Origin of the sequence: Pseudomonas fluorescens (assembly GCF_902497895.1) — a bacterium.
Classification (GTDB): Bacteria; Pseudomonadota; Gammaproteobacteria; order Pseudomonadales; family Pseudomonadaceae; genus Aquipseudomonas; species Aquipseudomonas fluorescens_BP.
Genome location: NZ_CABVHQ010000002.1, coordinates 156,994 through 181,500, shown reverse-complemented (window position 1 = coordinate 181,500; position 24,507 = coordinate 156,994). Strand labels below are relative to the sequence as shown.

At 60.0% G+C, this 24,507-nt stretch carries 22 protein-coding genes; 17 read left to right on the top strand and 5 right to left on the bottom strand.

Annotated elements, in window-relative coordinates; genetic code table 11:
* Position 1: 1 nt before the first annotated feature.
* From waaC to F8N21_RS01850, 10 genes are all read left to right on the top strand, one after another.
* A complete protein-coding gene (waaC, locus tag F8N21_RS01895) occupies positions 2-1,066 on the top strand; it encodes a lipopolysaccharide heptosyltransferase I (RefSeq protein WP_150640493.1) in 1,065 nt (354 codons plus the stop codon).
* On the top strand, positions 1,066-2,190 hold the full coding sequence (locus F8N21_RS01890; protein WP_150640492.1) for a glycosyltransferase family 4 protein: 1,125 nt from the start codon (positions 1,066-1,068) through the stop codon (positions 2,188-2,190). Before waaC ends, F8N21_RS01890 begins: the two co-directional genes overlap by 1 nt.
* On the top strand, positions 2,187-2,993 hold the full coding sequence (gene rfaP / locus F8N21_RS01885) for a lipopolysaccharide core heptose(I) kinase RfaP (protein ID WP_150640491.1): 807 nt from the start codon (positions 2,187-2,189) through the stop codon (positions 2,991-2,993). Before F8N21_RS01890 ends, rfaP begins: the two co-directional genes overlap by 4 nt.
* Complete coding sequence (locus tag F8N21_RS01880; RefSeq protein WP_150640490.1) at positions 2,993-3,727, top strand: lipopolysaccharide kinase InaA family protein; 735 nt, start codon at positions 2,993-2,995, stop codon at positions 3,725-3,727. Before rfaP ends, F8N21_RS01880 begins: the two co-directional genes overlap by 1 nt.
* Positions 3,724-4,476: a lipopolysaccharide kinase InaA family protein gene (locus F8N21_RS01875; protein ID WP_150640489.1), complete on the top strand. Its 753-nt coding sequence runs from the start codon at positions 3,724-3,726 to the stop codon at positions 4,474-4,476. Before F8N21_RS01880 ends, F8N21_RS01875 begins: the two co-directional genes overlap by 4 nt.
* Positions 4,476-5,927 (top strand): lipopolysaccharide kinase InaA family protein, encoded by a 1,452-nt coding sequence (locus tag F8N21_RS01870; RefSeq protein WP_150640488.1) that lies wholly within the window; start codon positions 4,476-4,478, stop codon positions 5,925-5,927. The genes F8N21_RS01875 and F8N21_RS01870 overlap by 1 nt, the downstream gene beginning before the upstream one ends.
* Before the next feature lie 227 nt (positions 5,928-6,154).
* Positions 6,155-6,490 (top strand): YceK/YidQ family lipoprotein, encoded by a 336-nt coding sequence (locus tag F8N21_RS01865; protein ID WP_150640487.1) that lies wholly within the window; start codon positions 6,155-6,157, stop codon positions 6,488-6,490.
* A 172-nt stretch (positions 6,491-6,662) separates the two neighbouring features.
* Positions 6,663-8,417 carry a carbamoyltransferase gene (locus F8N21_RS01860; RefSeq protein WP_150640486.1) on the top strand — a complete coding sequence of 585 codons (1,755 nt, stop codon included), beginning with the start codon at positions 6,663-6,665 and terminating at the stop codon, positions 8,415-8,417.
* Complete coding sequence (locus F8N21_RS01855) at positions 8,410-9,315, top strand: glycosyltransferase family 2 protein (RefSeq protein ID WP_150640485.1); 906 nt, start codon at positions 8,410-8,412, stop codon at positions 9,313-9,315. The genes F8N21_RS01860 and F8N21_RS01855 overlap by 8 nt, the downstream gene beginning before the upstream one ends.
* The gene (locus F8N21_RS01850; protein WP_224788147.1) at positions 9,312-10,616 is read left to right on the top strand and encodes a capsule biosynthesis protein; all 1,305 of its coding nucleotides are present in this window, start codon (positions 9,312-9,314) and stop codon (positions 10,614-10,616) included. Before F8N21_RS01855 ends, F8N21_RS01850 begins: the two co-directional genes overlap by 4 nt.
* 18 nt (positions 10,617-10,634) lie before the next feature.
* Here F8N21_RS01850 and F8N21_RS01845 read toward each other — a convergent pair whose 3' ends face one another.
* A complete protein-coding gene (locus F8N21_RS01845; protein ID WP_150640484.1) occupies positions 10,635-11,267 on the bottom strand; it encodes a toluene tolerance protein in 633 nt (210 codons plus the stop codon).
* Positions 11,268-11,568: 301 nt separating this feature from the next.
* On the opposite strand from F8N21_RS01845, the gene F8N21_RS01840 reads away from it, so the two are divergent.
* The 6 genes from F8N21_RS01840 (at position 11,569) to hldE (ending at position 19,719) form a co-directional block, all read left to right on the top strand.
* Positions 11,569-12,687 (top strand): capsular biosynthesis protein, encoded by a 1,119-nt coding sequence (locus tag F8N21_RS01840; RefSeq protein ID WP_150640483.1) that lies wholly within the window; start codon positions 11,569-11,571, stop codon positions 12,685-12,687.
* Between the two features lie 4 nt (positions 12,688-12,691).
* Positions 12,692-13,882, top strand: coding sequence for an O-antigen ligase family protein (locus tag F8N21_RS01835; protein WP_191624158.1), 1,191 nt, complete (start codon positions 12,692-12,694; stop codon positions 13,880-13,882).
* 212 nt (positions 13,883-14,094) lie between these two features.
* Entirely contained in the window at positions 14,095-15,885 is a 1,791-nt protein-coding gene (gene msbA / locus F8N21_RS01825) for a lipid A export permease/ATP-binding protein MsbA (RefSeq protein WP_150640481.1), read from the top strand.
* A complete protein-coding gene (locus tag F8N21_RS01820) occupies positions 15,885-16,781 on the top strand; it encodes a GNAT family N-acetyltransferase (RefSeq protein WP_150640498.1) in 897 nt (298 codons plus the stop codon). Before msbA ends, F8N21_RS01820 begins: the two co-directional genes overlap by 1 nt.
* Before the next feature lie 16 nt (positions 16,782-16,797).
* Positions 16,798-18,219 carry a PIG-L deacetylase family protein gene (locus F8N21_RS01815; protein WP_150640480.1) on the top strand — a complete coding sequence of 474 codons (1,422 nt, stop codon included), beginning with the start codon at positions 16,798-16,800 and terminating at the stop codon, positions 18,217-18,219.
* Positions 18,220-18,294: 75 nt separating this feature from the next.
* Positions 18,295-19,719, top strand: coding sequence for a bifunctional D-glycero-beta-D-manno-heptose-7-phosphate kinase/D-glycero-beta-D-manno-heptose 1-phosphate adenylyltransferase HldE (gene hldE, locus F8N21_RS01810; protein ID WP_150640479.1), 1,425 nt, complete (start codon positions 18,295-18,297; stop codon positions 19,717-19,719).
* Between the two features lie 160 nt (positions 19,720-19,879).
* Here the strand turns inward: hldE and F8N21_RS01805 are convergent, their stop codons facing one another.
* From F8N21_RS01805 to F8N21_RS01785, 4 genes are all read right to left on the bottom strand, one after another.
* Positions 19,880-20,845 carry a metal ABC transporter ATPase gene (locus F8N21_RS01805; protein WP_150640478.1) on the bottom strand — a complete coding sequence of 322 codons (966 nt, stop codon included), beginning with the start codon at positions 20,843-20,845 and terminating at the stop codon, positions 19,880-19,882.
* Between the two features lie 41 nt (positions 20,846-20,886).
* Positions 20,887-21,699, bottom strand: coding sequence for an aldo/keto reductase (locus F8N21_RS01800; RefSeq protein ID WP_150640477.1), 813 nt, complete (start codon positions 21,697-21,699; stop codon positions 20,887-20,889).
* The gene (locus F8N21_RS01795; RefSeq protein ID WP_150640476.1) at positions 21,696-22,871 is read right to left on the bottom strand and encodes an NAD(P)/FAD-dependent oxidoreductase; all 1,176 of its coding nucleotides are present in this window, start codon (positions 22,869-22,871) and stop codon (positions 21,696-21,698) included. The genes F8N21_RS01800 and F8N21_RS01795 overlap by 4 nt, the downstream gene beginning before the upstream one ends.
* 309 nt (positions 22,872-23,180) lie before the next feature.
* The gene (locus tag F8N21_RS01785; protein ID WP_150640474.1) at positions 23,181-23,513 is read right to left on the bottom strand and encodes a DMT family transporter; all 333 of its coding nucleotides are present in this window, start codon (positions 23,511-23,513) and stop codon (positions 23,181-23,183) included.
* 102 nt (positions 23,514-23,615) lie between these two features.
* On the opposite strand from F8N21_RS01785, the gene F8N21_RS01780 reads away from it, so the two are divergent.
* Positions 23,616-24,506 (top strand): LysR family transcriptional regulator, encoded by an 891-nt coding sequence (locus F8N21_RS01780; RefSeq protein ID WP_150640473.1) that lies wholly within the window; start codon positions 23,616-23,618, stop codon positions 24,504-24,506.
* Position 24,507 lies beyond the last annotated feature (1 nt).

Below are 24,507 nucleotides of genomic sequence, written 5' to 3'. Positions count from 1 at the left end.
GTTGCGGGTATTGTTGATCAAGACCTCCTCCCTGGGTGACGTCATTCATGCCTTGCCGGCATTGACCGATGCGGCGCGGGCGATTCCCGGGATCACCTTCGACTGGGTGGTGGAGGAAGGCTTTGCCGAGATTCCGACCTGGCACCCGGCCGTTGGCAAGGTGATTCCAGTGGCCATCCGGCGCTGGCGCCAGAACATCTGGCAAACCATCAAAAGTGGCGAATGGCGGCGCTTCAAGCAAAGCATTCGGGCGACTCAATACGATCTGGTGATCGACGCCCAGGGTTTGCTCAAAAGCGCCTGGCTGACGCGTTATGTCAGGGCGCCGGTGGCCGGTTTTGATCGTGACTCGGCCCGCGAACCCTTGGCCGCGCGTTTTTATTCGCGGCGGCTGGCGGTGGCCCGTGGGCAGCATGCAGTAGAGCGTTTACGTCAATTGTTCGCGGTGGCGCTGGGTTATGACCTGCCCAAAGGCCTGGGTGACTACGGCCTGAGCGTCGAGAAACTGGTCGAACTGCCGCGCAAGAATCCTTATGTGCTGTTCCTGCACGGCACTACCTGGGATACCAAACACTGGCCCGAAGCCTATTGGCGCGAACTCACCGAACGCATGGGCCAACTGGGCGTCGAGGTGAAGTTGCCGTGGGGCAACCCGGCGGAGAAGGCTCGAGCCGAACGTATTGCCAGCGATCTGGAGAACGCCCAGGTTCTGCCCAAGCTGAACCTGGCCGGTGTGGCCAAGGTGCTCGCTGGCGCGCAGGCGTGTGTCGCGGTGGATACGGGTCTGGGTCACTTGGCGGCGGCGCTGGACGTGCCGACCCTGTCGCTGTTCGGTCCGACCAACCCGGGCCTGACCGGCGCCTACGGCAAGAGCCAGATCCATCTGGCGAGTGACTTTCCAAGCTGCGCGCCGTGCCTGCAAAAGAAATGCACCTATCAGCCGACTGCTGAAGATCAGCAGCGGTTTGACCTGAAACGTGAGTGGCCACTGTGCTTCACTCGCCTGAATCCCGAGCGTGTCGCGAGCCGATTAAGCACGTTGTTACTGGCTGAGGAGCTGCGCTGATGCAATTGGCTTTTGTCCTGTATAAATATTTCCCGTTTGGTGGCCTGCAGCGCGATTTCATGCGCATCGCCCTGGAGTGTCAGCAGCGCGGCCATCAGATTCGCGTCTACACGCTGATCTGGGAAGGTGATATCCCGCCGGGTTTCGAAGTGCTGGTGGCGCCGGTCAAGGCGATCTTCAACCATCGACGCAACGAGAAACTCAGCGCCTGGATGGAAGCCGACCTGGCCAAGCGTCCGGTGGATCGCTTGATCGGGTTCAACAAGATGCCCGGCCTGGACGTGTACTACGCCGCCGACGGCTGCTTCGAGGACAAGGCGCAGAACCTGCGCAACTCGCTGTATCGCCGCTGGGGCCGCTACCGGCACTTCGCCGAGTACGAGCGTGCGGTGTTCGCCCGGGACGCCAAAACCGAAATCCTGATGATTTCCGAAGTCCAGCAACCGCTGTTCATCAAGCATTACGACACGCCGTTGCAGCGGTTTCACCTGCTGCCGCCGGGCATCGCTCAGGACCGGCGCGCACCGCCCAATGCCGCTGAAATTCGCGCCGAGTTCCGCCGCGAATTCAAGCTGGCCGACGACGATCTGCTGCTGGTGCAGATCGGTTCCGGGTTCAAGACCAAGGGCGTCGACCGCAGCCTCAAGGCACTGGCGGCACTGCCGGCTGAACTGAAGAAGCGCACCCGGCTATTTGTCATTGGCCAGGACGACCCCAAAGTATTCCAATTGCAGAGTGCGGCGCTGGGCCTGGGCGATCAGGTGCAGTTTCTCAAGGGGCGTAGCGATATTCCGCGGTTCCTGCTGGGCGCCGATCTGTTGATCCACCCGGCGTACAACGAAAATACCGGTACCGTCCTGCTCGAAGCGCTGGTCGCCGGTTTGCCGGTGCTGGTCAGCGCGGTTTGCGGTTACGCCCATTACATCGCCGAGGCCGACAGTGGCCTGGTGCTGGACGAGCCGTTTGAACAGGCGCAGCTCACTCAATACCTGAGCGGCATGTTGGCCGACGATGCAGCGCGTAAGGCCTGGAGCCGTAATGGCCTGGCCTTCGCGCAAACGGCTGACCTCTATAGCATGCCGCAGCACGCTGCGGATGTGATTCTGGCGGAGCAACACCGATGAAGTTGATTCTTGCCGAACCCTTCAAGACCCTTTGGGCCGGGCGTGATGCGTTCGCCGACGTCGAGGAGCTGAGCGGTCAGGTTTACCGCGAGCTGGAAGCGCGGCGTACCTTGCGCACGGAAGTCGCGGGTCGCGGTTACTTTGTGAAAATCCACCGTGGGATCGGTTGGGGCGAGATCTTCAAGAATTTGCTCACCGCCAAACTCCCGGTACTCGGTGCCGGCCAGGAATGGCAGGCGCTGGAACGCCTGCATGAAGCGGGTGTGCCGACCATGACCGCGGTTGCCTACGGTGAACGCGGCAGCAATCCGGCGGATCAGCATTCGTTCATCGTCACCGAAGAACTGGCGCCCACCGTCAGCCTTGAAGATTTCAGCATCGACTGGCTCAAGCAGCCGCCGGAGCCCAGGCTCAAGCGCGCGCTGATCGCTGAAGTGGCGCGCATGACCGGCATGATGCACCGCGCCGGGGTCAACCATCGCGACTGCTACATCTGCCATTTCCTGCTGCACACCGATAAGCCGGTGACGGCCGACGACTTGAAACTCTCGGTGATCGACCTGCACCGTGCCCAGACCCGTCCGGCCATCACCCGGCGCTGGCGCAACAAGGACTTGGCGGCGTTGTATTTTTCGGCGCTGGACATCGGCCTGACCCCGCGCGACAAGCTGCGTTTCCTCAAGGGTTACTTTCAACAGCCATTGCGCCAGATTTTGCGCGATGAGGCGCCATTGCTTGCGCGTCTGGAGGGCAAGGCCAACAAACTCTACGAGCGTAAACAGCGCTACGGAGATGCGCTCTGATGGCGGGCTGGAACCTTGAGCCCGCCTACAGCGATCTGGCGAAAGACTTTGGTAGCCTGGACGCCGTGTTTGCCCTGCAGGGTGAGCGGCTGACCCGCGACCCGCTGTCCGAGGTGATCCGCGTCGAGCGCAATGGCGTCAACTATTACGTCAAGCGCTACAGCGGCGCCGGCAAGGGTTTGCGCCGCTATCTGGGCAAGCCGCGAGTCAAGTCCGAATGGCAGAACCTCAAACGCTTCGCCAAGTGGGGTATCCCGACTGCCGAGATCGTCGCCTGGGGCTTGGAGCGCCGGGGCGCAACCTATGATCGCGGGGCGATGATCACCCGCGAACTGCCGCGAACCGAAGATCTGGCGGCCCTGGCCGCTCGCAACGATCCCTTGTTGGCCGACCGGGCCTGGGTCGATCGGGTCAGTCGGCAGCTGGCTGATTACACGCGAATCATGCACGATCAACGCTTCACGCATAATGATTTGAAGTGGCGCAATCTGCTGATCGACGACCAGGCGAAACTGTTTCTGATCGACTGCCCGAATGGCGACTTCTGGCGCGGGTTCTGGCTCAGCTATCGAATCACCAAGGACCTGGCGTGTCTCGACAAGGTGGCCAAGTATCACTTGTCAGCCACCCAGCGCCTGCGCTTCTATCTGCAGTATCGGCAACGGACCCGGCTCGACGCGGCTGACAAGCGCCGGATCCGGCATGTCGTGAGATTTTTCGAGGGACGTGAATGACTGATTTCCTCGCCGCCGAAGACCGTGCGCTACTCGAGCGCCACGGCCTCGATAACTTCGATGCGCTGTGGGCCAAGCAGCTCGACGCGGTCGATGAACCCAATACTCTTCATGGTGGCTGGAGCAGCGTTTCTCGGCTGGAGCTGGAAGGTCAGGGTTATTACCTCAAACGCCAGAGCAACTACCTGACGCGCTCGTTGCGGCGACCCTTTGGCGAGCCCAGTTTTGCTCGGGAATTTCGCACTATCCGGCACTATCGACAGTTGGGTGTTCCGGTCTTGCAGGCAGTGTTTTTCGGCGAGCGTAAAGTGGCTGGCGAGACCCGGGCGATTCTGCTGACTCGCGCCCTGGATGACTGGGACGACCTGGATTCACTGTTACCGCAATGGGCGCAGCTCGACGCTGCACAGCGGACAGCAATCCTGCGGGCATGCGGTGTGCTGGCGCGACAGCTGCATGCGGTGCGCCAGGTGCATGGTTGCTTCTATCCTAAACATATCTTTGTACAGGCCTGCGACGATGGTTATCAGGCACAACTGATCGACCTGGAAAAAAGCCGGCCGTTGTTGTTCGGCCGACGTGATCGGGTCAAGGATCTTGAACCCCTATTGCGTCGGGCTCATGTCTGGAGCGAAGACGAAATACGGGAGCTGCTCGCAGCTTATCTGGAGCAACCTGCTCGCAGTCCGATGGTTGATACCTGGGTTCAGCGTCTGACCGCGCGACGCAGTCACAAGGAGGCCCGCTAATGCGTTTGTCCGAACTGAAGAATGCCGGTCGCTCTCCGCGCCTGCCGCTGAGTCTTGAACTGGCGGACGCTGCCGGCCCGGCCCAATTACAGCTGCTCAGCTTGTTGCGGGTGTTGCCGGGCCAGCGTTATGTCGGCGCCGGCGTCTGGCGCGGGCGACCGGTCCTCGCCAAATTGCTGGTGGGTAGCAAGGCTGCCCGGCATTTCCAGCGTGAGCTGACGGGCGCACGTCTGCTTGCCGAGCAGGGCATCACCACGCCGCTGCTGTTGGCCGATGGCTTGAAGGACGGCGAGGGTGGCTGGTTGTTGTTTGATTTTCTGGAAGGCGCTGAAAGCCTCGGCGATGCCTGGAAAAACGTCGAAGCGCTGCCGGCGTTGGCCGATGAGCAGCAAGCGGTGCTGGCTGAAGCGCTGGCGGCCATTGGGCAACTGCATCGCAAAGGTTTGTGGCAGGAAGATCTGCATCTGGACAACCTGCTGCGTCATCAGGGCCGGCTGCATTTGATCGATGGCGCAGGAATCTGTGTCGAGCAGGCGGGTAAACCCCTGTCCCGGCAAAAAGTCCTGGAGAACCTCGGGGTGTTTTTCGCCCAGCTACCCAAGGCGCTCGAGCCGTTCACCGAAGAACTGCTGGTGCATTACCTGTTGAGCAACGGCGAACACGCCTTGCCACTCGAAGCCCTGCAAAAGCAGGTGAACAAAGTGCGCAGCTGGCGCTTGAAAGACTACCTGAACAAAATTGGCCGTGAGTGCACCCTGTTCAGTGTGCAGCGCGGAGCGTTCGCCTTGCGCGCGATTCGTCGCGAGGAAGAGGCCGCCATGTTGCCGGTGCTGGAGCAAGCCAATGCCTTGCTCGATCAGGGTCACCTGCACAAAACCGGCGGTGCGGCGAGTGTCGGGCGGGTCGAGGTGGCGGGTCGCACGCTGTTGGTCAAACGCTACAACATCAAGGGCTTCGCCCATTGGCTCAAACGCTTCTGGCGCCCGAGCCGGGCCTGGCATTCCTGGCGCGAAGGCAATCGCCTGGCATTCCTCGGGATTGCCACGCCCAAGCCGCTGGCCTTGCTGGAGAAGCGATTTCTCTGGCTGCGCAGTCGTGCTTATCTGGTCACCGAATACCTGCCGGGGCCGGACATCATCGAGCGCTTCGCACCCTTCGTCGAGAGCGGAGATGCCCCGGAACCCGAGTTGCAGGCGCTGGAGCAGTTGTTCGCCGAGTTGATCAGCGAACGCATCAGCCACGGGGATTTCAAGGGGCACAACCTGCTCTGGGATCACCAACGCTGGGCGCTGATCGATCTGGACTCGATGTGTCAGCACCACTCGGCCATCAGCTTCGCCCCGGCCTATGCCCGGGACCGCGCACGGTTCATGCGCAACTGGCCCGAGAGCAGTGCGTTGTATCAAGTGATTGATCAGCGTTTGCCGAAAACCATCGATAGCGACCAGTAGATCGGCAAGCCCTGTAGGAGCGAGCTTGCTCGCGATGGACGCAAGGGCGGCGCGTTTATTCAGAAAGCATGCGTTATCGTTAAAGTCCATCGCGAGCAAGCTCGCTCCTACAGGGGGCGCAGGGGCGACAAGTTGTTATGAATTGTCCTACGCGATCCAGGGATGTCGTGATCTGTAGCATCTACAGCCGTGGTGCTAGTTTGCCTGACGTTCTCGGAGGGCAGGTTGTGACTATTAAAATGGCTGTTTCGCTCGGCGTTTTCTCACTGGCTTTGGCTGGCTGTGGCTCGTTCAGTACAGTGCTGCAAGATGAGGCTGAGGCGGCCCGTGATCTAAGGAAGCAAAAGACTTACTGTCAGTCCATTTCTCGTGTTTACAGCGGTCTGGCTTATGATTTTTGTATATTTAACGCGCCGCCGGATCCCTCAGGCATGCTTGTGCCATTTGTATTATTGGATTTGGCCCTGTCAGGTGTCTTCGACACGGTTTTCCTGCCGTATACGATTTACCGGCAGAGTACCGATGGCAATATCAACATTTACTGGAGCGCAGGTCGCGAATGAGCGGAGGCGAAAGCTTTCGCCCAGGATCATCGTCACGGGGCTGATAACCTCTGGGTAATTCCCGCCATCTTTACGCTATAATCCCGCGCTTTAGCTGTTTCTCGCCCCTTGCGAGGACACACTTTTCTCAGGCACTCACCGCCTGCATGCAGACAAAAGAGGCTAGACCCCTGTGGCATTGACGATTCTTGGCCTGTCCGGCGCCCTTAGCCATGATCCTTCCGCAGCCCTGTACATCGACGGCAAGCTGGTTGCAGCGGCTGAAGAAGAGCGCTTCGTACGCGATAAACATGCAAAGAACCGCATGCCCTACGAATCGGCGAAGTTCTGCCTGGAGCAGGCCGGTATCAAACCTTCCGACGTTGATGTGGTAGCGATTCCATTCGCCCCGATCAGCCTGTTCGGCGAGGCTCGCTGGCACTACGCCAAGCGTTACTGGTACGCCCCGGACCGCGCCCTCGACGCGATTCTGATGGGCAACCGTCGTTACAAGCGTTACCGCAACAAGATCGTCTGGTGCCTCCAGCAACTGGGCTTCGATCCGAAGAAAATCAAGATCGAGCCGGTCGAGCACCACTTGGCTCACGCCTCCAGTGCTTACCATTGCTCCGGTTTCAAAGAGAAAACCGCGATCCTCGGGATCGACGGCAAGGGTGAATACGCCACGACCTTCTTCGGTTATGGAGAGAACGGCAAGATTCACAAGATCAAGGAATTCTTCGACCCGGATTCCCTCGGCGGCCTGTATGGCGCGATCACCGAATTCCTCGGCTTCGAAATGCTCGACGGCGAATTCAAGGTTATGGGCATGGCGCCGTATGGCGATGCCGGCAAGTACGATTTCTCGCGTCTGGCCAGTTTTGAAAACGGCGAGTTGGTGATCAATACCGAGTACGCCAACGTCATCGGCTTGCGCCGCTATAAAGAGAAGGGCAAAGGCTTCTACTTCACGCCGAAACTGATCGAATGGCTGGGCCCGAAACGCGAAGGCGATATCGCCGACGAACCCTATATCCACTACGCCGCGAGCATGCAAGCGCTGTTCGAGAAACTGGCGTTGCAGATGATCGACCATTACCTGGGCGATGTTCTCAAGGAAACCGGCAAGCTGGCCTTCGCTGGTGGCTGTGCGCTGAACGTCAAACTGAACCAGAAGATCATCGCGCGTGACGACATCAAGGAGCTGTTCGTGCAGCCGGCGTCCGGCGATGCCGGTACCGCAGTCGGTGCCGCAGCCTACGTTTCCCACGCTCGTGGCGTACCGGTAGAGAAGATGGAACACGTCTATCTCGGCCCGTCCTACAGCAACGAAGACGTGATCGCCGCGTGTGCCCGTCACCCGAGCAAGCCGACCTGGCGCCAGATCGACGACACCCCGGAACGCATTGCCAGGATCATGGTCGATGGCCATCCGGTGGCCTGGTTCCAGGGCCGCATGGAGTTCGGTCCGCGGGCCTTGGGCGGGCGTTCGATCATCGGTTGCCCGAGCGCCATTGGCGTGGCTGACCGGATCAACCATCAGATCAAGTTCCGCGAGCGCTGGAGGCCTTTCTGCCCGTCGATGCTCGACACTGTCGCCCCGCAGATGATCAAGATCGATCACCCGGCGCCGTTCATGACCTTCACCTTCGAAGTGTCCGAGGAGTGGAAAGCCCGCGTGCCGGAAGTTGTCCACGAAGACGGCACGTCCCGCGCCCAGGTGCTCAAGCGCGAATATAACCCGCGCTACTACGACATGATGAAAGCGCTGGAAGTGCTGACCGGTAACGGCGTGGCGCTGAACACCTCGCTCAACCGCCGTGGCGAGCCGATGATCTGTTCGCCGACTGATGCGCTGAACATGTTCTTCGGTTCTGACCTGCAGTACCTGATCATGGAAGACATTCTGGTGGTGAAGGACGGGGTGGAAGGGCAAGGTCTTGTCTGAGACATTGATCAGCGTCGTTATTCCGGCCTACAACTATGCCCGGACTCTACCGCGTGCGGTGGAGTCGGTGCTGGCGCAGCTGGATGAGGCCCGGGCGGAGTTGTTGGTCATTGATGACGGCTCAACCGACGAGACCCCTCAGGTGCTGGAAAAACTTCAGGCGGACCACGTTGGACGTTTTCGCGCGTTGCGCAAACCCAATGGCGGGCTGTCTTCGGTTCGCAATCGCGGGATTGAGGAGGCCAAAGGGCAGTACCTGATCTTCCTCGACGCGGATGACGAGATGGCTCCGGGTGCGCTGGCCGCGCTGACGCAACACATTGTCGGCAATCCTGAAAGCCGCCTGATCATTGGTGGTCACTGGTCGGTGTTCGCCGACGGCAAGCGCAGCCTGCATACGGTAAAGCCGTTGCCCGCCACTGCGCGACAGCGGGTGCGCGGCTACTTGCTGGACAAAACGGTATCGATTTCCAACGGTGCCTGCGCGATGCATCGCGATGTCTTCGCGCCAGGCAACTATCCTGTGCATTTGCGCAATGTCGAAGATATTCCTGTGTTTGCTCAAGTATTGGCGCGCTTTCCCTGCAGCGTTCTCGATCAGCCTCTGGCGCTGATCTACAAACATGCCGACAGCATGCGACATGACCTGACCCAAAGCCTCGCGGCGGGCGCGGAGATGGTCGATGAGGTTTTTTCCCGCGAGCGTATGCCCGAAGCGTTACATGACTTGCGTCAGGCGTTTCTGGCGCAACGCTGCCTGTCGTTGTTTCGCGACTGCTACAGCGCGGGCGAGTATCAACTGGCCAGGAAATTCTATCTCCAGGCGTTGCGCACTGATTGGCGCACGTTCACACGCTGGTCCTATACCCGCAAGGCGATACGGCTGATATTCAAATGAGCGGCCCGGAACCCGTGACCACGCCATCGTCCGGTGAGGGCGAGTTCCAGGCCAGGAATAGCTGGGCGCAGAAGGCGCGCGAGCTGGACCGCTATCGCTGGAAGATCCTGCGCGAGCGTCACGGCCGGTTCGCCAGCCTGTTACGCTTCGCTCGTGATGTGTTGGTTGATGTCGCGTCAGGCGTGCGCGCGAAACTCAGTCTGAGTGACTCCGTCGTCGTTGAGCCCTGCGATGTGCTTTTGTTGCATTCGGCGCCGAAATCCATGGCCTTGCAACGCAAGAACATTCTGATAGATGCCTTGCGGCGACGCGGACACCATTTGGTCGAGGCTGCCTTGCGGTCGCCGCAGCACTCTTGCGCCAGGCGCATGCTGCTTGCGCCGCCGCAACCCGTGCCGCTGCGATACCTGGTCTATGCGGCGCATGCTCAGTGGCTGGTGACGACCCACGCTCCCAAAGTCCTGATCAACGAGCGCAATGGCAGTCTCCATGCGCCTTTCCTGCGCCTGGCGCTGGCTGCGCGGGGCGCTCGGCTGCTGCATCTGGCCCATGCCACGACGTTGGAGTCGTCGCGGCGGTTGGCGATGAACGACTACGACTATTATGGAGTGTTCGGTCACAGTTCACTGGATGCCTTGCGGACGCGACCGCTGCGGTTCGGCGAGTCGACGGTGGTGTTGCTGGGTTCCTATCTGGCTGATGAAACCTATGATCTGCCGGTCGCGGATCCGGCCATCAGGACCTTGCTGATCCTGGGCGTGGGGCCGGATAAGGAAAAAGAATCCGGTTATCAGCACACCTATCAATTGCTACGCGACTGGGCGGCGCAGCATCCAGGCTATCGGATGCTATTCAAGCGCCACCCGCGCAGTCGAGCCGCATTCTGGACAACGGCTTCGGCGCAGCTGCAGAACGTCGGGCTTCTTGATGCGCAATGCTCCCTGGCGCAGGCATTGGCGCAGGTCAGTGTGGTGGTCAACATCATGTCCAATGCGGGTATCGAGGCCGGGCTTGCGGGGCGTCCCGTGGTGTATGTGAATGCGGGCAACGATCAGGACATCTTTTCCCACGCCCTGTTTTTCGGCCCTCAGGTCAGCAATGGCGACGAGTTTTCCCGGCAACTGCAGGCTGTCGAGCAGGATTACGCCGGGCATGTCGCCCAGGCACGGCGCTTTGCCGAGTACCACTTGGTGTACGGCGCGCAGGGCCTCGCCAAAACCGTGCAGTTGTTGGAAGCTTTGCTGCATGGCGACGACGTGACACGGGATTTCGAGACATTCAAGCTGCCCGCGGTGGGCTGAATCTGTGAGCTGCCGGGCTCAGGCCTGCAGTGCCAGGGTCAGTTCCTGTGCATTGCAGGTGCGCTGGCTGGCCAGGTAATGCTCGAGGAATTGTTCGTTCGCGAGCAGCCAGGCGCGATCTTCCCGATAACGCAGCATGTGCTTGAAGTTGCGCAGTCGCAGAGACTTGCGCAACGGGCAGCGGTAGGTCCGCAGGTCGGCGATATCGATCAGGCCCAGGTTTTTTTCCGGAGTCAGCACCACGTTGCCCAAATGTGCGGAGCGAAAGTAGATGCCTGCTTCGTGCAGGCGCGCAATGAACTCACCCAGTTGCGCGCGAAGGTCATCACCGGCGTTCGCCCCCAGCAATTGGCGCAAGGTGTGTCCCGGTAGCGGATCGTAGTGCACTGCGTCTCGTGCAATGCTGGGGATGCGATAGAGCTGGCGGACCTGTGGGCATTCGATTTTTCGTTCGCGCAGAACCGTGCAATTGTCAGCAAAGCGCCGGGCGTAGGGCGCCCAGAGGGCGGACGTGAGCAACCGCTTGCGCCGAAACAGCTTGAGCATCGAGCCATCAGCCAGACGTAGCACTTTATCTCCCTTGGCATCAGCTTCGAGAACCTCGGCGCCCTCACGCATGTGCAGGTAACGGGCATGGTCTAGCGTTTGCATCACGGCTCCAGAGGCTGTGCCTGAGGGGATGGGCAGCCGACTATGTTACCGCAGCGGGGTACGGCGAAAAACCGCTATGCTACAATCAGTCAGTTTTTTCATGCCGGATTCACCTGTATTGCGCGGTTCCCGGAGCGGTTTTGTCCGTCAGGCGATTACCCGTAGCGCTGAATTTCTACTTCAAGGCTTCACTCTTCGGTGCACCTTGCGCGTCACTACCGATCGTTGAAATCTACCGGGTTCGTCGGACTGGTCAAGCAGCGCCTTGTCGGATGGATGCAGCATATTTTTTGGACAAGCAATGACGAAAATGCTGTTTATTTCCATGGCCAAGCACCAAGGCCTTTATTTCAATCGTCTGATCAATGAGACCGAGTTGCAGGGCCATGTCGTTACCCCGCAGCAAATGCCATGGCCCCGGCCCTGGCGGATCGGCAGCGTACTCGGTCGTATCGACTGGGCTGGCCTGATTGAGGAGAAGTGCGAGGAGCGGCGGGTCAAGAACAAATCCAGGGGTGGATTCTATCGTCTGTTGTTGCGCCTGGAATTAACCTGGGTAGCGCTTAGAGCACAGGCTTTGCTTGATCAGGAGCGACCTGATGCGCTGGTGGTCTGGAATGGAGCGCATCGTTACAGCCAGTTGCTATTGGCGTTGCTGCCACCCGGTTGCAAAACCTTCTTTTTCGAAAACGGCCTGTTGCCTGATACCACGACTGTAGATAGCAAGGGTGTCAACTATCGCAACTCCGTTCCGCGTGATGCCGATTTTTATCTCAACCATCCCGCACCGATAGGCGAGGATCAGACCCCGCGCACACTGATTCCGCGAAAGCCCCGTACCAGTGGTCCTGCACCGATTGTCTTGCCCGAGCAGTTCGTATTCATCCCGTTTCAGGATGATCGCGATACCCAGGTTCGGCTTTTCTCGCCGTGGGTGAGAAATATGCGCGAAATGTTTGTGCAGGGTGAGCGCCTGGCTCGAGAAACCGGCATGACGGTGGTGTTCAAAGAGCATCCGTCGAGTCGCGAAACCTACCCTGAATTGCATGCCCGAACCCATGAGCGCTTGCTATTTGCCAACGGCAATGCCACTCAGCAGCTTATCGAGTCCAGTCAGTTTGTGATTACCTTGAACTCGACCGTGGGGCTGGAGAGTCTGTTGCTGGGCAAGCCGGTTTTAACCATGGGCCAGGCCTTCTTCAATATTGATGGGCTGGTGGTGCATGCGGACTCATCCGATGAGTTGATTGGACTGGCAAAGGCTTTCCCTGACTGGAAACTTGACGAGCGTATTCGTCGCAGCTTTTTGCATTACATGACCCATGAATACTGCGTTCAAGGCGGCTGGAAAGAAGCCGATGCCGATCAACTCAAGAGAGTCGCGAATCGAATGCTGAGTGCAGTGCATGACAAGTCCTGAAAACATGATACTTCGTAGAGTGCTTTCTTCCTGGGCTGTTATAGGCATGGTGGTGTTCCTGTGTGGGGCCTGGCTGCTGCCGACCCCCAAGTTGTACCACCAGCTAATCATTGTCTTTCTCTGGTTGCCGGCCTTGTTGGCGTTGTTTGAGCGCAATGTTCGCTTGTTATTGAAGCAGCCTGAGTTTTTCTTGTTCGGGCTGTTTGCCGCGTGGACATTGTTCGTGCTGCTGATGCAGGGCGGGATTGACCCGGTCAGTAAAAGCAAAGTTCCTTTCTACGTGGGGCTCACGCTGGTGGGGATCGTTCTGGTCGCGCAGCATGCCGTGATCAGCCTTGAGAAACTGCTGCTGTACGCCTCCGTATTTGGCGGCATTCTGGCCGGTGTCTCATGGCTCGATTATTATTTTCTGAAAGGTCAGCCCCTTGAGAGTCGAGTCATCGCGATCGGTGTATGGAACTCGATCATCATGGCTGCGCATGCCGTGGGCGCCCTGGCCTTGCTCGGTGTGTTCATGCTCAAGACCACGCGAGTAAAACCCTGGGTTGCGTTACTGCTGTTGCTGCCCGCGCTGGGCTATGTGTTGTTTCTCGGGTTTAGCCAGACACGTGGGGTCTGGATGGGTCTGGCCGCGACACTGCTCGTCATGGCAATAGCTTTGAAGTCGCGTAAATGTGGATATTTCATTCTCCTGTTGCTGGCAGGTGTCGGCTGTATCGCGTTGCTGGAGCCTGAGATTCTGCTCCAGCGCGGCGTTTCATACCGACCCGAACTCTGGAGAGGCGGCGCGCAGCTGATTCTGGAGCACTGGACACTGGGTGTCGGATTCAATCAATACCTGATTCACCTTGCGGAAGGCGGCGTGCCGTTCAAGCATCCCCACAACCTGTTTCTGGATGTAGGCGTGCGCTTTGGTATACCAGGCTTATTGCTGTTCGTGTTGCTGTGGGGCATGGTCGGCTGGCGTGGCTGGTCTTGTCGGGATGTACCGTTGGGCCAGGCGCTATTGGCCTTGTGGGTATTCGCCAGCGTATCGTTGTTGACGGACGGGATCGGTCTTTGGCTCAAGCCTAATGCCGATTGGCTGATCACCTGGTTGCCGATCGGTTTGAGCGCCGTTCTGGCCAGCCGCGAAAGCAAGAGACGCTTGCAAGTGCGCGATACCCGGGCTGGCGTTTCAAAACAGCCTATATAAATGAATGAGGCTGGATATCAGTGAATGTTTCGGATATCCAGCCTGCAATATAGTGTTGGTCATTATGTTTCATTTTACTCGTTGTTTACGGGTAACCGCCGGACCTTGGCTGTCCTTTTCCAGAACCTCTCCCTGACTTAGCCCATGTTGTAATTCGTTCGCTGCTACAATCCGCGTCCTGTCTCTTTTTTCAATCGTACGAGGCTCGCCATATGGCTACTCCCTCCCAGCAGTCCAGCATGAAAATCTACATGCGACTGCTGAAATATGTCATCCCGTACTGGGGCGCGTTTGCCATCAGTATTGTTGGCTTCGTGCTGTTCGCTTCCAGCCAGCCAATGCTGGCGGACATGCTCAAGCATTTTCTCGATGCGCTGCAGAAACCATCGGATGCCCGTTTCCTGGGGGTTTCCCTGGTACTCGGCGTGCCGTTGTTGATTGTGCTCATCGCGGTCTACCAAGGCATAGGCTCATTTCTCGGCAACTATTACCTGGCCAAGGTCGCCCGCGGCGTGGTTCACGACCTGCGTTGCGCCTTGTTCGACAACTTGCTGACCCTGCCTAACCGCTATTTCGACAATCACAATTCCGGTCACCTGATTTCCCGGATCACCTATAACGTGACCATGGTCACGGGAGCCGCGACCGATGCGATCAAGGTGGTCATCCGCGAAGGACTGACGGTAGTCTTTCTGTTCGGTTACCTGTTGTACAGCAACTGGAAGATGACCCTGGTGCTGCTGGCGATCCTGCCGGTGATTGCGATACTGGTGAGCAGTGCCAGCAAGAAATTTCGCAAGCAAAGCAAAAAAATCCAGGTGGCAATGGGCGACGTGACCCATGTGGCCTCGGAGACCATTCAGGGCTACCGCGTGGTGCGCAGCTTCGGCGGCGAGCCTTACGAGACACAACGTTTCCATGCGGCCAGCGCCGATAACATGAACCGCAGCCTCGGCATGACCCGCACCCAGGCGATCTACACTCCGGTCCTGCAATTGGTGATCTACGTCGGCATGGCCGTGCTGATGTATCTGGTCCTGTATCTTCGCGGCGATGCCTCTGCCGGTGAATTGATCGCCTACATCACTGCGGCCGGCCTGCTGCCGAAACCGATCCGCCAGTTGTCCGAGGTCAGCGCCACGATTCAGAAGGGCCTGGCAGGTGCCGAGAGCATTTTCGAACAGCTGGATGAGGAACCGGAAGTCGATAAGGGCACCAAGGAGCTCGAGCAAGTCAGCGGGCGTCTGGAAGTGCGCAACCTGAGCTTCCAGTACCCGGGCACGGAAAAAGTCGTGCTCAACGATATTTCGTTCACCGCCGAGGCCGGGCAGATGGTCGCCCTGGTTGGCCGCTCGGGCAGCGGCAAGTCGACCCTGGCCAACCTGATTCCGCGTTTCTATCACCATGACCAGGGCCAGATCCTCCTCGATGGGCTCGATGTCGAGGAATACAAGCTGATCAACCTGCGTCGGCATATCGCCCTGGTGACCCAGCAAGTGACGCTGTTCAACGACAGCGTCACCAATAATATCGCCTATGGCGATCTGGCCGGTGCGCCGATGGAAGATGTCCGCAAGGCGGCTGAAGATGCCTACGCCGCGGAGTTCATCGAACAAATGCCGCAGGGTTACGACACATTGGTGGGTGAGAACGGCGTGTTGTTGTCCGGCGGCCAGCGCCAGCGTCTGGCGATTGCCCGGGCACTGCTCAAAAACGCACCGCTGTTGATCCTCGATGAAGCCACTTCGGCACTGGACACCGAGTCCGAGCGGCACATCCAGTCAGCCCTGGACCAGGTGATGAAAGGCCGTACCACGCTGGTCATCGCCCACCGGTTGACGACCATCGAGAAGGCCGATCTGATCCTGCTGATGGATCAGGGGCAGATCGTCGAGCGCGGTACTCATGCCGAACTGCTGGCGCTCAATGGTCACTACGCACGCCTGCACGAAAAGGATTTCATCGAAAGTACCGATGAGGCTATGACGGAGTCTCACGTTTGATTCTGAGTTATCTGCGAACCTGGCGAGAGAACGGTTGGACACCTATTGATGCCACTGCCTATGCCAAGGCCTGGCATGAATTTGGTGGCAGTGTTGCGAGCCATCCCGATGTGGTCGAACGCCTCGCCGGGTTGGCGGGTATTCCGGTGCGCTATCTGGGCTGGTTCGTCGCCGGTGATCTGCGTGCCGCCATCCCGACCTGGGGCCGTTATCTGGCCTTGTCCAAGGATGTACTCAAGCGTGAAGGCAAGCGCGGCCTGTTCGACCTCGGTAATGCCGAAATCATTCTGCCAGTTGCCGAGGATGCGCGGATTCGCGTGCGCCATCGCATGCGCTATGTTTCCGAGCTCAACGCCCAGACTGTCACCAATCTTGCCGAGCAGCCGGAAGGCCTGGCGTTGGCGCGTCTGCCGGAGGACTACAGCAAGAAGTTTCGCTACAACCAGCGTCGCGAGCAGCGTTTGCTGGAAGAGGCGGGCGGTGCCATCAGGCCGATGCTGGAGTTGACCGCCAGCGAGCAGGCGAGCATCTATGCTGACCTGTTCCAGCGGCGCTGGAATTTCGAGGCGCCGGGCAAGACGCTTCTGACCGAGGTATTCACGCAGTTGCGTGAATTCATGACCGGCTCGCTGATCTACCTGAACGATGCACCGGTAGCCATCCAGATTCTATACAGGGTGGAGTCACCGAAATGGATCAGTCTGGAGTACATCAACGGCGGCGTGGACCCACAGAACCGTGAGTTCAGCCCCGGTAGCGTGCTCAGTTTCGTCAATACCCAGGCAGCGTGGGAACAGGCCCGTGCAATCGGCAAGCCGTTGCGTTACTCATTCGGTCGTGCCGATCGCGAATACAAGGATCGCTGGTGTAACCGGGTCCCGGTCTACCAGGTTTGAACGAGGTCATGCAGCCATGAGCGCACGCAAGCAGCAGTTGCTCAAGCGCCACCGAAAGCACAAGCGTCTGGTGCTGCTCGGGGCGTTGGTGATTCTGGTGTTGTTTGGCATTTTCGTTGCCTGGTGGCCGCTGCCGTTGTTCCTGTTGCTCGGCTGGGTCGCTCATGAAGCGTGGTTTGCCGACCACTTGTTCTATGCGCCAGGCGACGACTATCGTTATGACTTTGCGCCGGGCACCCCGCAGTTTCCGGTGACGCTTTTAATGGATCGCCTGCAGGTGACGGGTGACTTTGCCGAGGCCGAGACGCTGGTCCTGCAGCTACGTATCAAGTCCAACTGGTTGGGTCGGCTGTTCGATCCGCATGTATGGATCGGCGAGGATCGACAGGATCTCGAACGCGGTGTCGATGGCGAGCGCTTTCTCAATTTGTCCGGGCAGGGGGTCGCTTTGGCGGCGGGCCAGCTGTCGCTACGTGGGCGCTTGTGCAGTGTCGCGCAGCAGGCCACTTTGCATGCCCTGAGCAACCCTGACTATGGCCAGCAGCGACTGATGATCGTAGCCCCCCATGCCGACGACGCCGAACTGGCCGCGTTCGGTCTGTATAGCCGGGCCGCCGAAGTCTCGATCATCACCCTGACCCAGGGTGAGATTGAAGCCGAGAACTATCGAAATCTGGGCCTGGATGCCACACAGGCGGCTCGCCTCAAGGGCCGCCTGCGCAGTTGGGACAGCCTGGCGGTGCCGCTCTGGGGCGGCGTGCCACAACAGCATTGCGTGCAATTGGGCTACTACTGCCTGCAACTGAGCGCAATGGCGCAACAGCCAGAGCAAGGTTTTGCTTCGCGGGAATCGGGAGAAAGCGACATTCGCGAGCGGCGTCGCAACAATCCGCTGAAACTGCCCGGCGATCTCGATGGCCTGCCGAACTGGCGCAATCTGGTGGCCGATCTGGCTCGCTCGCTTGAGCATTTTCGTCCCGAGGTGGTGGTGACTCCACACCCGGAACTGGACCCGCACAGCGATCATGTCGCCAGCACCCGCGCCTTGCTCGAGGCGATCGAAATCAGTGCCTGGCGGCCGCGCACGCTGCTGCTCTATGCCAATCACCTGCATGATAACGATCGCTGGCCGATGGGGCCGGCGGGCTATGGGATTGCCCTGCCGCCGACCATCGAGCCGTTGCCGGCCGATGCGCTGTGGAGTCCCTCGCTTGGCGCCGAGACCCGGTTGGACAAGGCCATGGCGCTGGGCATGCAGCATGATCTGCAAGGTCGCCCACCCTTGAAGAAACGCTTGCGCCGGTTGATTCAGCGCATATTGGCTGGTCGTCGTTGGCCGGCCACGGGGGAAGACGAATTTTTCCGCAAGGCGGTGCGCCGCCATGAGTTGTTCTGGGTGCGCCCGCTGGATCGTCCTGTTAATGATGACCGTCGCTGAGCCGTTTGCTCGCGTTCGGTCGCCTTCTATCGCTATGTTATTATCCGCGACGTTTTTATCGCCTCTGGAGTTTCCATGAAGTTGTCCATGCCACGATTCGATCAGGCCCCTGTCCTGGTGGTCGGCGATGTCATGCTCGACCGTTACTGGCATGGTGGTACCTCACGGATTTCTCCTGAGGCACCGGTGCCGGTGGTCAAGGTCGAACAGATCGAGGACCGCCCGGGTGGTGCCGCCAACGTTGCCTTGAACATTGCCGCTCTCGGCGCGCCCGCGTCCCTGGTCGGGGTGACCGGTGACGACGAGGCCGCCGACAGCCTGGCCAACAGCTTGCGTGGCGCAGGCGTGCGGGCGCTGTTCCAGCGCATCGCTCACCAGCCGACCATCGTCAAGCTGCGGGTCATGAGTCGTCACCAGCAATTGCTGCGGATCGACTTCGAAGAACCCTTTGCTACCGATGCGCTGGCGTTGGCTGGCGAGGTCGAAAACCTGCTCGAAGGTATCAAGGTGCTGGTGCTGTCCGACTACGGCAAAGGTGCGCTGAAAAATCATCAGGTGCTGATCCAGGCTGCGCGTGCGCGCGGCATTCCGGTGCTGGCGGATCCGAAAGGCAAGGACTTTTCGATCTACCGTGGTGCGAGTGTGATCACGCCCAATCTCAGTGAATTCGAGACCATCGTCGGCGGTTGCGCCGATGAGCATGAACTGGTGACCAAGGGCGCCCAGCTGATGCACGACCTCGAACTGGGTGCCTTGCTGGTAACCCGTGGCGAACACGGCATGACCCTGTTGCGCCCCGATCACCCGGCGCTGCACTTGCCGGCTCGGGCCCGTGAAGTGTTCGACGTGACCGGGGCCGGTGACACGGTCATTTCCACCCTGGCAGCAGCGATTGCCGCCGGCGAGGAGTTGCCCCATGCCGTGGCCCTGGCCAATCTGGCCGCTGGTATTGTGGTTGGCAAGCTGGGTACGGCGGCGATCAGCGCGCCAGAACTGCGTCGCGCAATCCAGCGTGAGGAGGGTTCCGAACGCGGCGTACTGAGCCTCGATCAATTGCTGCTGGCGATCGACGATGCCCGTGCGCATAAAGAGAAAATCGTCTTCACCAATGGTTGTTTCGACATCCTGCATGCCGGGCACGTTACCTATCTGGAGCAGGCTCGGGCGCAAGGTGATCGCTTGATCGTGGCGGTCAATGACGATGCCTCGGTCAGTCGTCTGAAAGGCCCGGGTCGACCGATCAACAGCGTCGACCGACGCATGGCGGTATTGGCCGGCCTGGGTGCGGTGGACTGGGTGATCAGCTTCCCTGAAGGCACGCCGGAAAACCTGCTGGCCCAGGTCAGGCCGGATGTGCTGGTCAAGGGTGGTGACTACGGTATCGATCAGGTGGTCGGTGCCGATATCGTCAGTGCCTATGGCGGCAAGGTGAAAGTGCTGGGGCTGGTCGAGAACAGCTCGACCACGGCGATTGTCGAGAAGATCCGCAAGGCCGAGTAAACGCGGTCACTGTGGCGAGGGGGCTTGCCCCCGCTGGGCTGCGAAGCAGCCCTAAAACCTGTCACCGTGTTTATTCAGCTAGATTGAATTGTCCGGTTTTGCGACTGCTGCGCAGTCGAACGGGGGCAAGCCCCCTCGCCACAGGTGGTATCACTTTGCGTTAGCGCGCCACGCTTCTGGGCACGATCTTCTTCAGCAACTGCCGCGCCTTGCCAGTCAGGCGTTTGAAGCTTGAGTCCTTGCCCGGTTGGCTCAAGCCCTGCTGCTTGAGCCAGTCCTTCCAGCGAATCCGCTCATCGCGCACCAGCCAGCCTTCCTGTCGGGCAAAGCTTTCTGCCAGATACAGTCCGCGAGTACTGGCCGGGTGGAGCTGATCCTTTTTCAAGATATAGAGTTCGGCCAGGGGCTGACCGTCCTCAAGTGGCATCAGGTACAGGTCTGGCCGTTTGCGGTCCAGTCGAGCCACCAGTTGATCCCCTTCCAGACGCTCATCGACGTGGAACAGGCTCAGGGACTTGGCCTCTTTCGGTACCTCCAGGCGCAAATCGTAAATCAACTGCAGCGAAGCAGTGGGCAGATGTACGTAGGCCCTGGGTCGTTCGAGCAGTTGCATCTTGGCGCAGCGCACCGGCCGCGCCGCGCCGGACAATGGGGTCAGGCGAAAGGGCAGGGCTTCACGGTAATGCAGCGCAGACGAATAGGGCGCTGGCAGCCAGGTGTCGTTGAAGCGGCCGCCGAGCCAGCCCTCCGGGGTTTCCAGCAAGCACTCTTCGGCAATCTCCTGAATCGCGGTGTGCAGCGGCAGGTTCAGTTCGTGGGCCGGCACATAACCGGAGATCAACTTGAGCACCACATCACCACGGTCCTGACGGCGTTGGCGCACCAGTACCCAGTAATCGCGATTCTGCCAATGCAGGGTCAGGCGAACTGAAACCCCGAGGTTGGCCAGTTCGAGAGAAAAACGCTCGGCGTCAACCACCGTCACTGGGCGGCGACGCTGTAAGGTTTGCGAAAAATTCAGCGGCATCCCGACGCTGTGATAGCTCAGGCCTTCGGGAGTCGCTTCGACGATCAACGGCAGAGTTTTGAAGTTGCTGGGGTTCTTTCTAATGAGCGTGCGCGACATCTCAGCTCCTTCTTGCGTCGGGGGCGGCCGCGTCGGCGGCGTCAATTTTTGCGCAGAACCTGCGCAACAGTCGTCACATTGTGGGCGAGGTGCAGCGGATTAATGGTCCCGACAATAGCACTGGCGACACCGGGATGCTCAAACAACAACTCGAAGCTGGCGCGGACCGGGTCGACTCCCGGACTCAAGCAGGCATGGCCGCTGGCCAGGGCCTTTTTCACCAGGATGCCTTTGCCGTGGGCGGCAGCATAGTCGATGACTGGTCGCTCGGCCTGTTCGTTGAGATTGTAGGTGACCATGGCGCAATCGCCTTGCTCCAGGGCCTTCAATCCGCCGTCGACGGTCTTGCCGGAGAAGCCGAAGCCGCGGATTTTTCCTTCGCGTTTCAGCTCGGCAAGGGTCTGGTAGACCTCGCAGTCTTGAAGAATAGCCAAGTCGTTGCCATCCGAGTGCACCAGCACCAGATCGATAAAATCAGTTTCCAGACGTTGCAGGCTGCGCTCCACCGAGAAGCGCGTGTGCTCGGCGCTGAAGTCGTGGTGTGACAGGCCATCGGCGAACTCTTCGCCGACCTTGCTGACGATCACCCAGTCCTGGCGCTGGCCACGCAGCAGTGGCCCGAGACGTTCTTCGCTGCGGCCATAGGCCGGGGCGGTGTCGATCAGGTTGATGCCCAGGTCGCGAGTCAACTTGAGCAGCATGCGCGCTTCGTCATCGTCGGGAATCTGGAAGCCGCTGGGGTACTTCACCCCTTGGTCGCGACCCAGTTTGACGGTGCCCAGGCCCAGCGGCGAGACCAACAGGCCGGTGCTTCCCAGAGGTCGATGCAGGTCGTGCAAGGTCGGTTGGCTCATGGCAACAATTGCTCCCAGGCGGGTTGGGCCATCGGTGGCTTTGGCAGTTCAGGCAAGGCTGGCGGGTGGCTGGGTTGAATGCCGTCACGGTTGAGGGCGGCCAGCACCCGATCGGCGAAGTCCGGCGCCAGGGCCAGCTTGGTTGGCCAGCCCACCAGCAGGCGATCCTGTTCTGCGAGGAAGGCATTGTCCGGTCGGGTCAGCCCCGATTGCGCCGGCTCCGCCCGATCCACCCGCAAGGTCGCCCATTGCGCCTGGCTCAGGTCGACCCAAGGCAGCAGGTTGCCAAGTTCTTTCTGCGCGGCGGCGATTTGTGCCGCCGGTTCACGGGCGACGCCTTCGGCTTCGGCGATATCGCCGCCCAGGTACCAGACCCATTGACCGTCGGCCGCCGGGTGAGTGGTAACGGTGATCCGCGGCTTCGGCCCGCCGCCCAGGCAGTGGGCGTACAGGGGTTTGAGGGTCGGGCCTTTGACGATGATCATGTGCAACGGCCGCCGTTGCATTGCCGGTTGGCTCAGGCCCAGGGCCGTGAGCAGATCCGCATTGCCGGCGCCGGCGCTGAGGACGATGCGTTGCGCGCGGATTCCCCGCCCATCGACCCGCAGGCCGACCAGTTCGGCGTTTTCCAGCAGGGGCTCGATGTTCTGGCCCGCCAGCAGGCCGTCACCGGCCAGTTCGGCCAGGCGCTGGATCAGGCTCGGTACGTCGACCACCAGTTCGGCCAGGCGATAGACCTTGCCCTTGAAGCGTTTGTCTTGCAGGGCCGGCGGCAATTGCTCGCCCTTGACCTGATCGACCCGGCCACGCACGGCTTTGCTGGCGAAGAAACTGGTGAGGTTGCCGGCAATAGTGCCAGGGGACCAGAGGTAGTGGGCTTCGGAGAGCAGGCGCACGCCGGACAGGTCCAGCTCACCGTTACCGGCCAAGGCTTCACGCCAGCGCCGTGGCATGTCGGCAATCGCCTCGGAGGCGCCGGTCAGTGCACCGTGCAGCGCGTATTTGGCGCCGCCATGGATAATCCCCTGGGACTTCACGCTTTGCCCGCCACCGAGGCTGGCGCTTTCCACCAGCACAGTCGAAAAGCCCTGGCGACGCAGGCGCGCGTTCAGCCAGAGGCCGGCAACCCCGGCGCCGACAATCAGAACGTCGGTGGAAATAACGGATGGCATGCAGCGACCTCAGTGTTCAAGACTAGGGGCGCAGTATACAGACTCGAAGACTCAGCGATTTGTCGGCAATCAATGGCCGGTCATTGATGGGATATCTGAATCGAACACAAATCCTGTGGCGAGGGAGCTTGCTGTGGCGAGGGGGCTTGTCGGAACGCCGCATCGCCCCGTTCGGCTGCGTAGCAGTCGTAAAACCGGCTGACGTGATTTGTCTGACAGATAGCGGTGCCTAAGTTTAGGACCGCTTCGCGCTCCAGCGGGGGCAAGCCCCCTCGCCACAATAGGTTGCACTCAAGATGGTCGTGTTCCTCAATGTCCGGCAGTATTCGAGAACAACTGAATCACCACCACCCCGAGCACGATCATGCCCATGCCGATGATGGCCGGGATGTCGAGTTTCTGCCCGTAGATAAATAGCGCGGCAATGCTCACCATCACGATGCCCATGCCGGCCCATACCGCATAGGTCACACCGACCGGAATGGTGCGCACCACCAGGGTCAGCATCCAGAACGCGATGCCATAACCGACGATGACCAGCAACAGAGGGATTGGCGTGCTGAAGCCCTTGACCGCTTTCATCGAAACAGTGGCGATTACTTCGGCGCAGATGGCGATGGCCAGATAGTAGTAAGCGTTCATGGGCGAATCCTCGTATTGAGTGCTGCTCTCCGGGTCGGCATTCTAGAGATTGCACAGATGGGGTAAAGTCATTACCTATCTGTTTTTAAGATGAGTTGAGCCATGAACGTGAATTGGAATCTGGAGCAACTGCGCTTGTTCGTCAGCGTAGCCGAACAGCGTTCGTTTTCTGCGGTGGCCCGGGACCAGCGCAAGGCGCAGTCGGCGATCAGCAGTGCTATCGCGATGCTGGAGGAAGACCTTGGGGTCAGCCTGTTCGACCGCAGCAGCGGTCGTCAGCCGAAATTGACCGAAGCGGGCCAGGCGCTGCTCGAAGAGGCCCGGGAAGTCTTGCGTCAGTGCGAGCGCCTCAACGGGCGGGCCCTGGCGCTGATGCGCGGTCAGGAAGCACGTCTGCGCCTGGCTCAGGATGAGGCGATGCCCTATCAACCGGTGATCGACAGCCTCGAAGCCTTGGCCGAGCAATTTCCCAGTCTTGAAGTGCAACTGACCAGCGCTGCCCAGGGTGATGTGGCGCGCAAGCTAGTGGAGCGTCGGGCCGATCTGGGTTTGCTGTTTTATCATGACCAGATCCCCGAAGCCCTCGAGCGGCGGGTGCTGGGCAGTGTCGAAATGGTCACAGTGTGCGGGGTGGGGCATCCACTGGCGGCCGAGGGAAAGGTGGACTGCCAGCAAATGGCGCAGCATCGACAGCTGCTGATGGCCACCCAGTCCAGTGTCTATCCCGGCAGCGAGCAGGCCAGCCCGCAGGTATGGCGCGCCGACAGCTTCTATGTGATGGCCGAGTGGCTGATGCGTGGCCTCGGTTGGGCCTGGCTGCCGCGGCACGTGGTGCAGTATCCGGCCTATCAGGGGCAGATGGTCGAACTGCTCAGCGAATGGACTCCGCCGGCGCTGGTGGTGGAGCTGGTCTGGCGCCGCGACGAGCCCCTTGGCCCGGCCGCGCGCTGGTTGGCGGAACGTTTTGCCGTGCACTTGCAGGCGATCGGCTGAA

What these genes read in the sequence shown, in the direction of transcription:
- F8N21_RS01890 (WP_150640492.1), top strand. Translation starts at nt 1,066, where the DNA reads ATGCAATTGGCTTTTGTCCTGTATAAATATTTCCCGTTTGGTGGCCTG.
- rfaP (WP_150640491.1), top strand. Translation starts at nt 2,187, where the DNA reads ATGAAGTTGATTCTTGCCGAACCCTTCAAGACCCTTTGGGCCGGGCGT.
- F8N21_RS01880 (WP_150640490.1), top strand. Translation starts at nt 2,993, where the DNA reads ATGGCGGGCTGGAACCTTGAGCCCGCCTACAGCGATCTGGCGAAAGAC.
- F8N21_RS01875 (WP_150640489.1), top strand. Translation starts at nt 3,724, where the DNA reads ATGACTGATTTCCTCGCCGCCGAAGACCGTGCGCTACTCGAGCGCCAC.
- F8N21_RS01870 (WP_150640488.1), top strand. Translation starts at nt 4,476, where the DNA reads ATGCGTTTGTCCGAACTGAAGAATGCCGGTCGCTCTCCGCGCCTGCCG.
- F8N21_RS01850 (WP_224788147.1), top strand. Translation starts at nt 9,312, where the DNA reads ATGAGCGGCCCGGAACCCGTGACCACGCCATCGTCCGGTGAGGGCGAG.
- F8N21_RS01845 (WP_150640484.1), bottom strand. Translation starts at nt 11,267, where the DNA reads ATGCAAACGCTAGACCATGCCCGTTACCTGCACATGCGTGAGGGCGCC.
- F8N21_RS01840 (WP_150640483.1), top strand. Translation starts at nt 11,569, where the DNA reads ATGACGAAAATGCTGTTTATTTCCATGGCCAAGCACCAAGGCCTTTAT.
- F8N21_RS01835 (WP_191624158.1), top strand. Translation starts at nt 12,692, where the DNA reads ATGATACTTCGTAGAGTGCTTTCTTCCTGGGCTGTTATAGGCATGGTG.
- msbA (WP_150640481.1), top strand. Translation starts at nt 14,095, where the DNA reads ATGGCTACTCCCTCCCAGCAGTCCAGCATGAAAATCTACATGCGACTG.
- F8N21_RS01815 (WP_150640480.1), top strand. Translation starts at nt 16,798, where the DNA reads ATGAGCGCACGCAAGCAGCAGTTGCTCAAGCGCCACCGAAAGCACAAG.
- hldE (WP_150640479.1), top strand. Translation starts at nt 18,295, where the DNA reads ATGAAGTTGTCCATGCCACGATTCGATCAGGCCCCTGTCCTGGTGGTC.
- F8N21_RS01805 (WP_150640478.1), bottom strand. Translation starts at nt 20,845, where the DNA reads ATGTCGCGCACGCTCATTAGAAAGAACCCCAGCAACTTCAAAACTCTG.
- F8N21_RS01800 (WP_150640477.1), bottom strand. Translation starts at nt 21,699, where the DNA reads ATGAGCCAACCGACCTTGCACGACCTGCATCGACCTCTGGGAAGCACC.
- F8N21_RS01795 (WP_150640476.1), bottom strand. Translation starts at nt 22,871, where the DNA reads ATGCCATCCGTTATTTCCACCGACGTTCTGATTGTCGGCGCCGGGGTT.
- F8N21_RS01785 (WP_150640474.1), bottom strand. Translation starts at nt 23,513, where the DNA reads ATGAACGCTTACTACTATCTGGCCATCGCCATCTGCGCCGAAGTAATC.
- F8N21_RS01780 (WP_150640473.1), top strand. Translation starts at nt 23,616, where the DNA reads ATGAACGTGAATTGGAATCTGGAGCAACTGCGCTTGTTCGTCAGCGTA.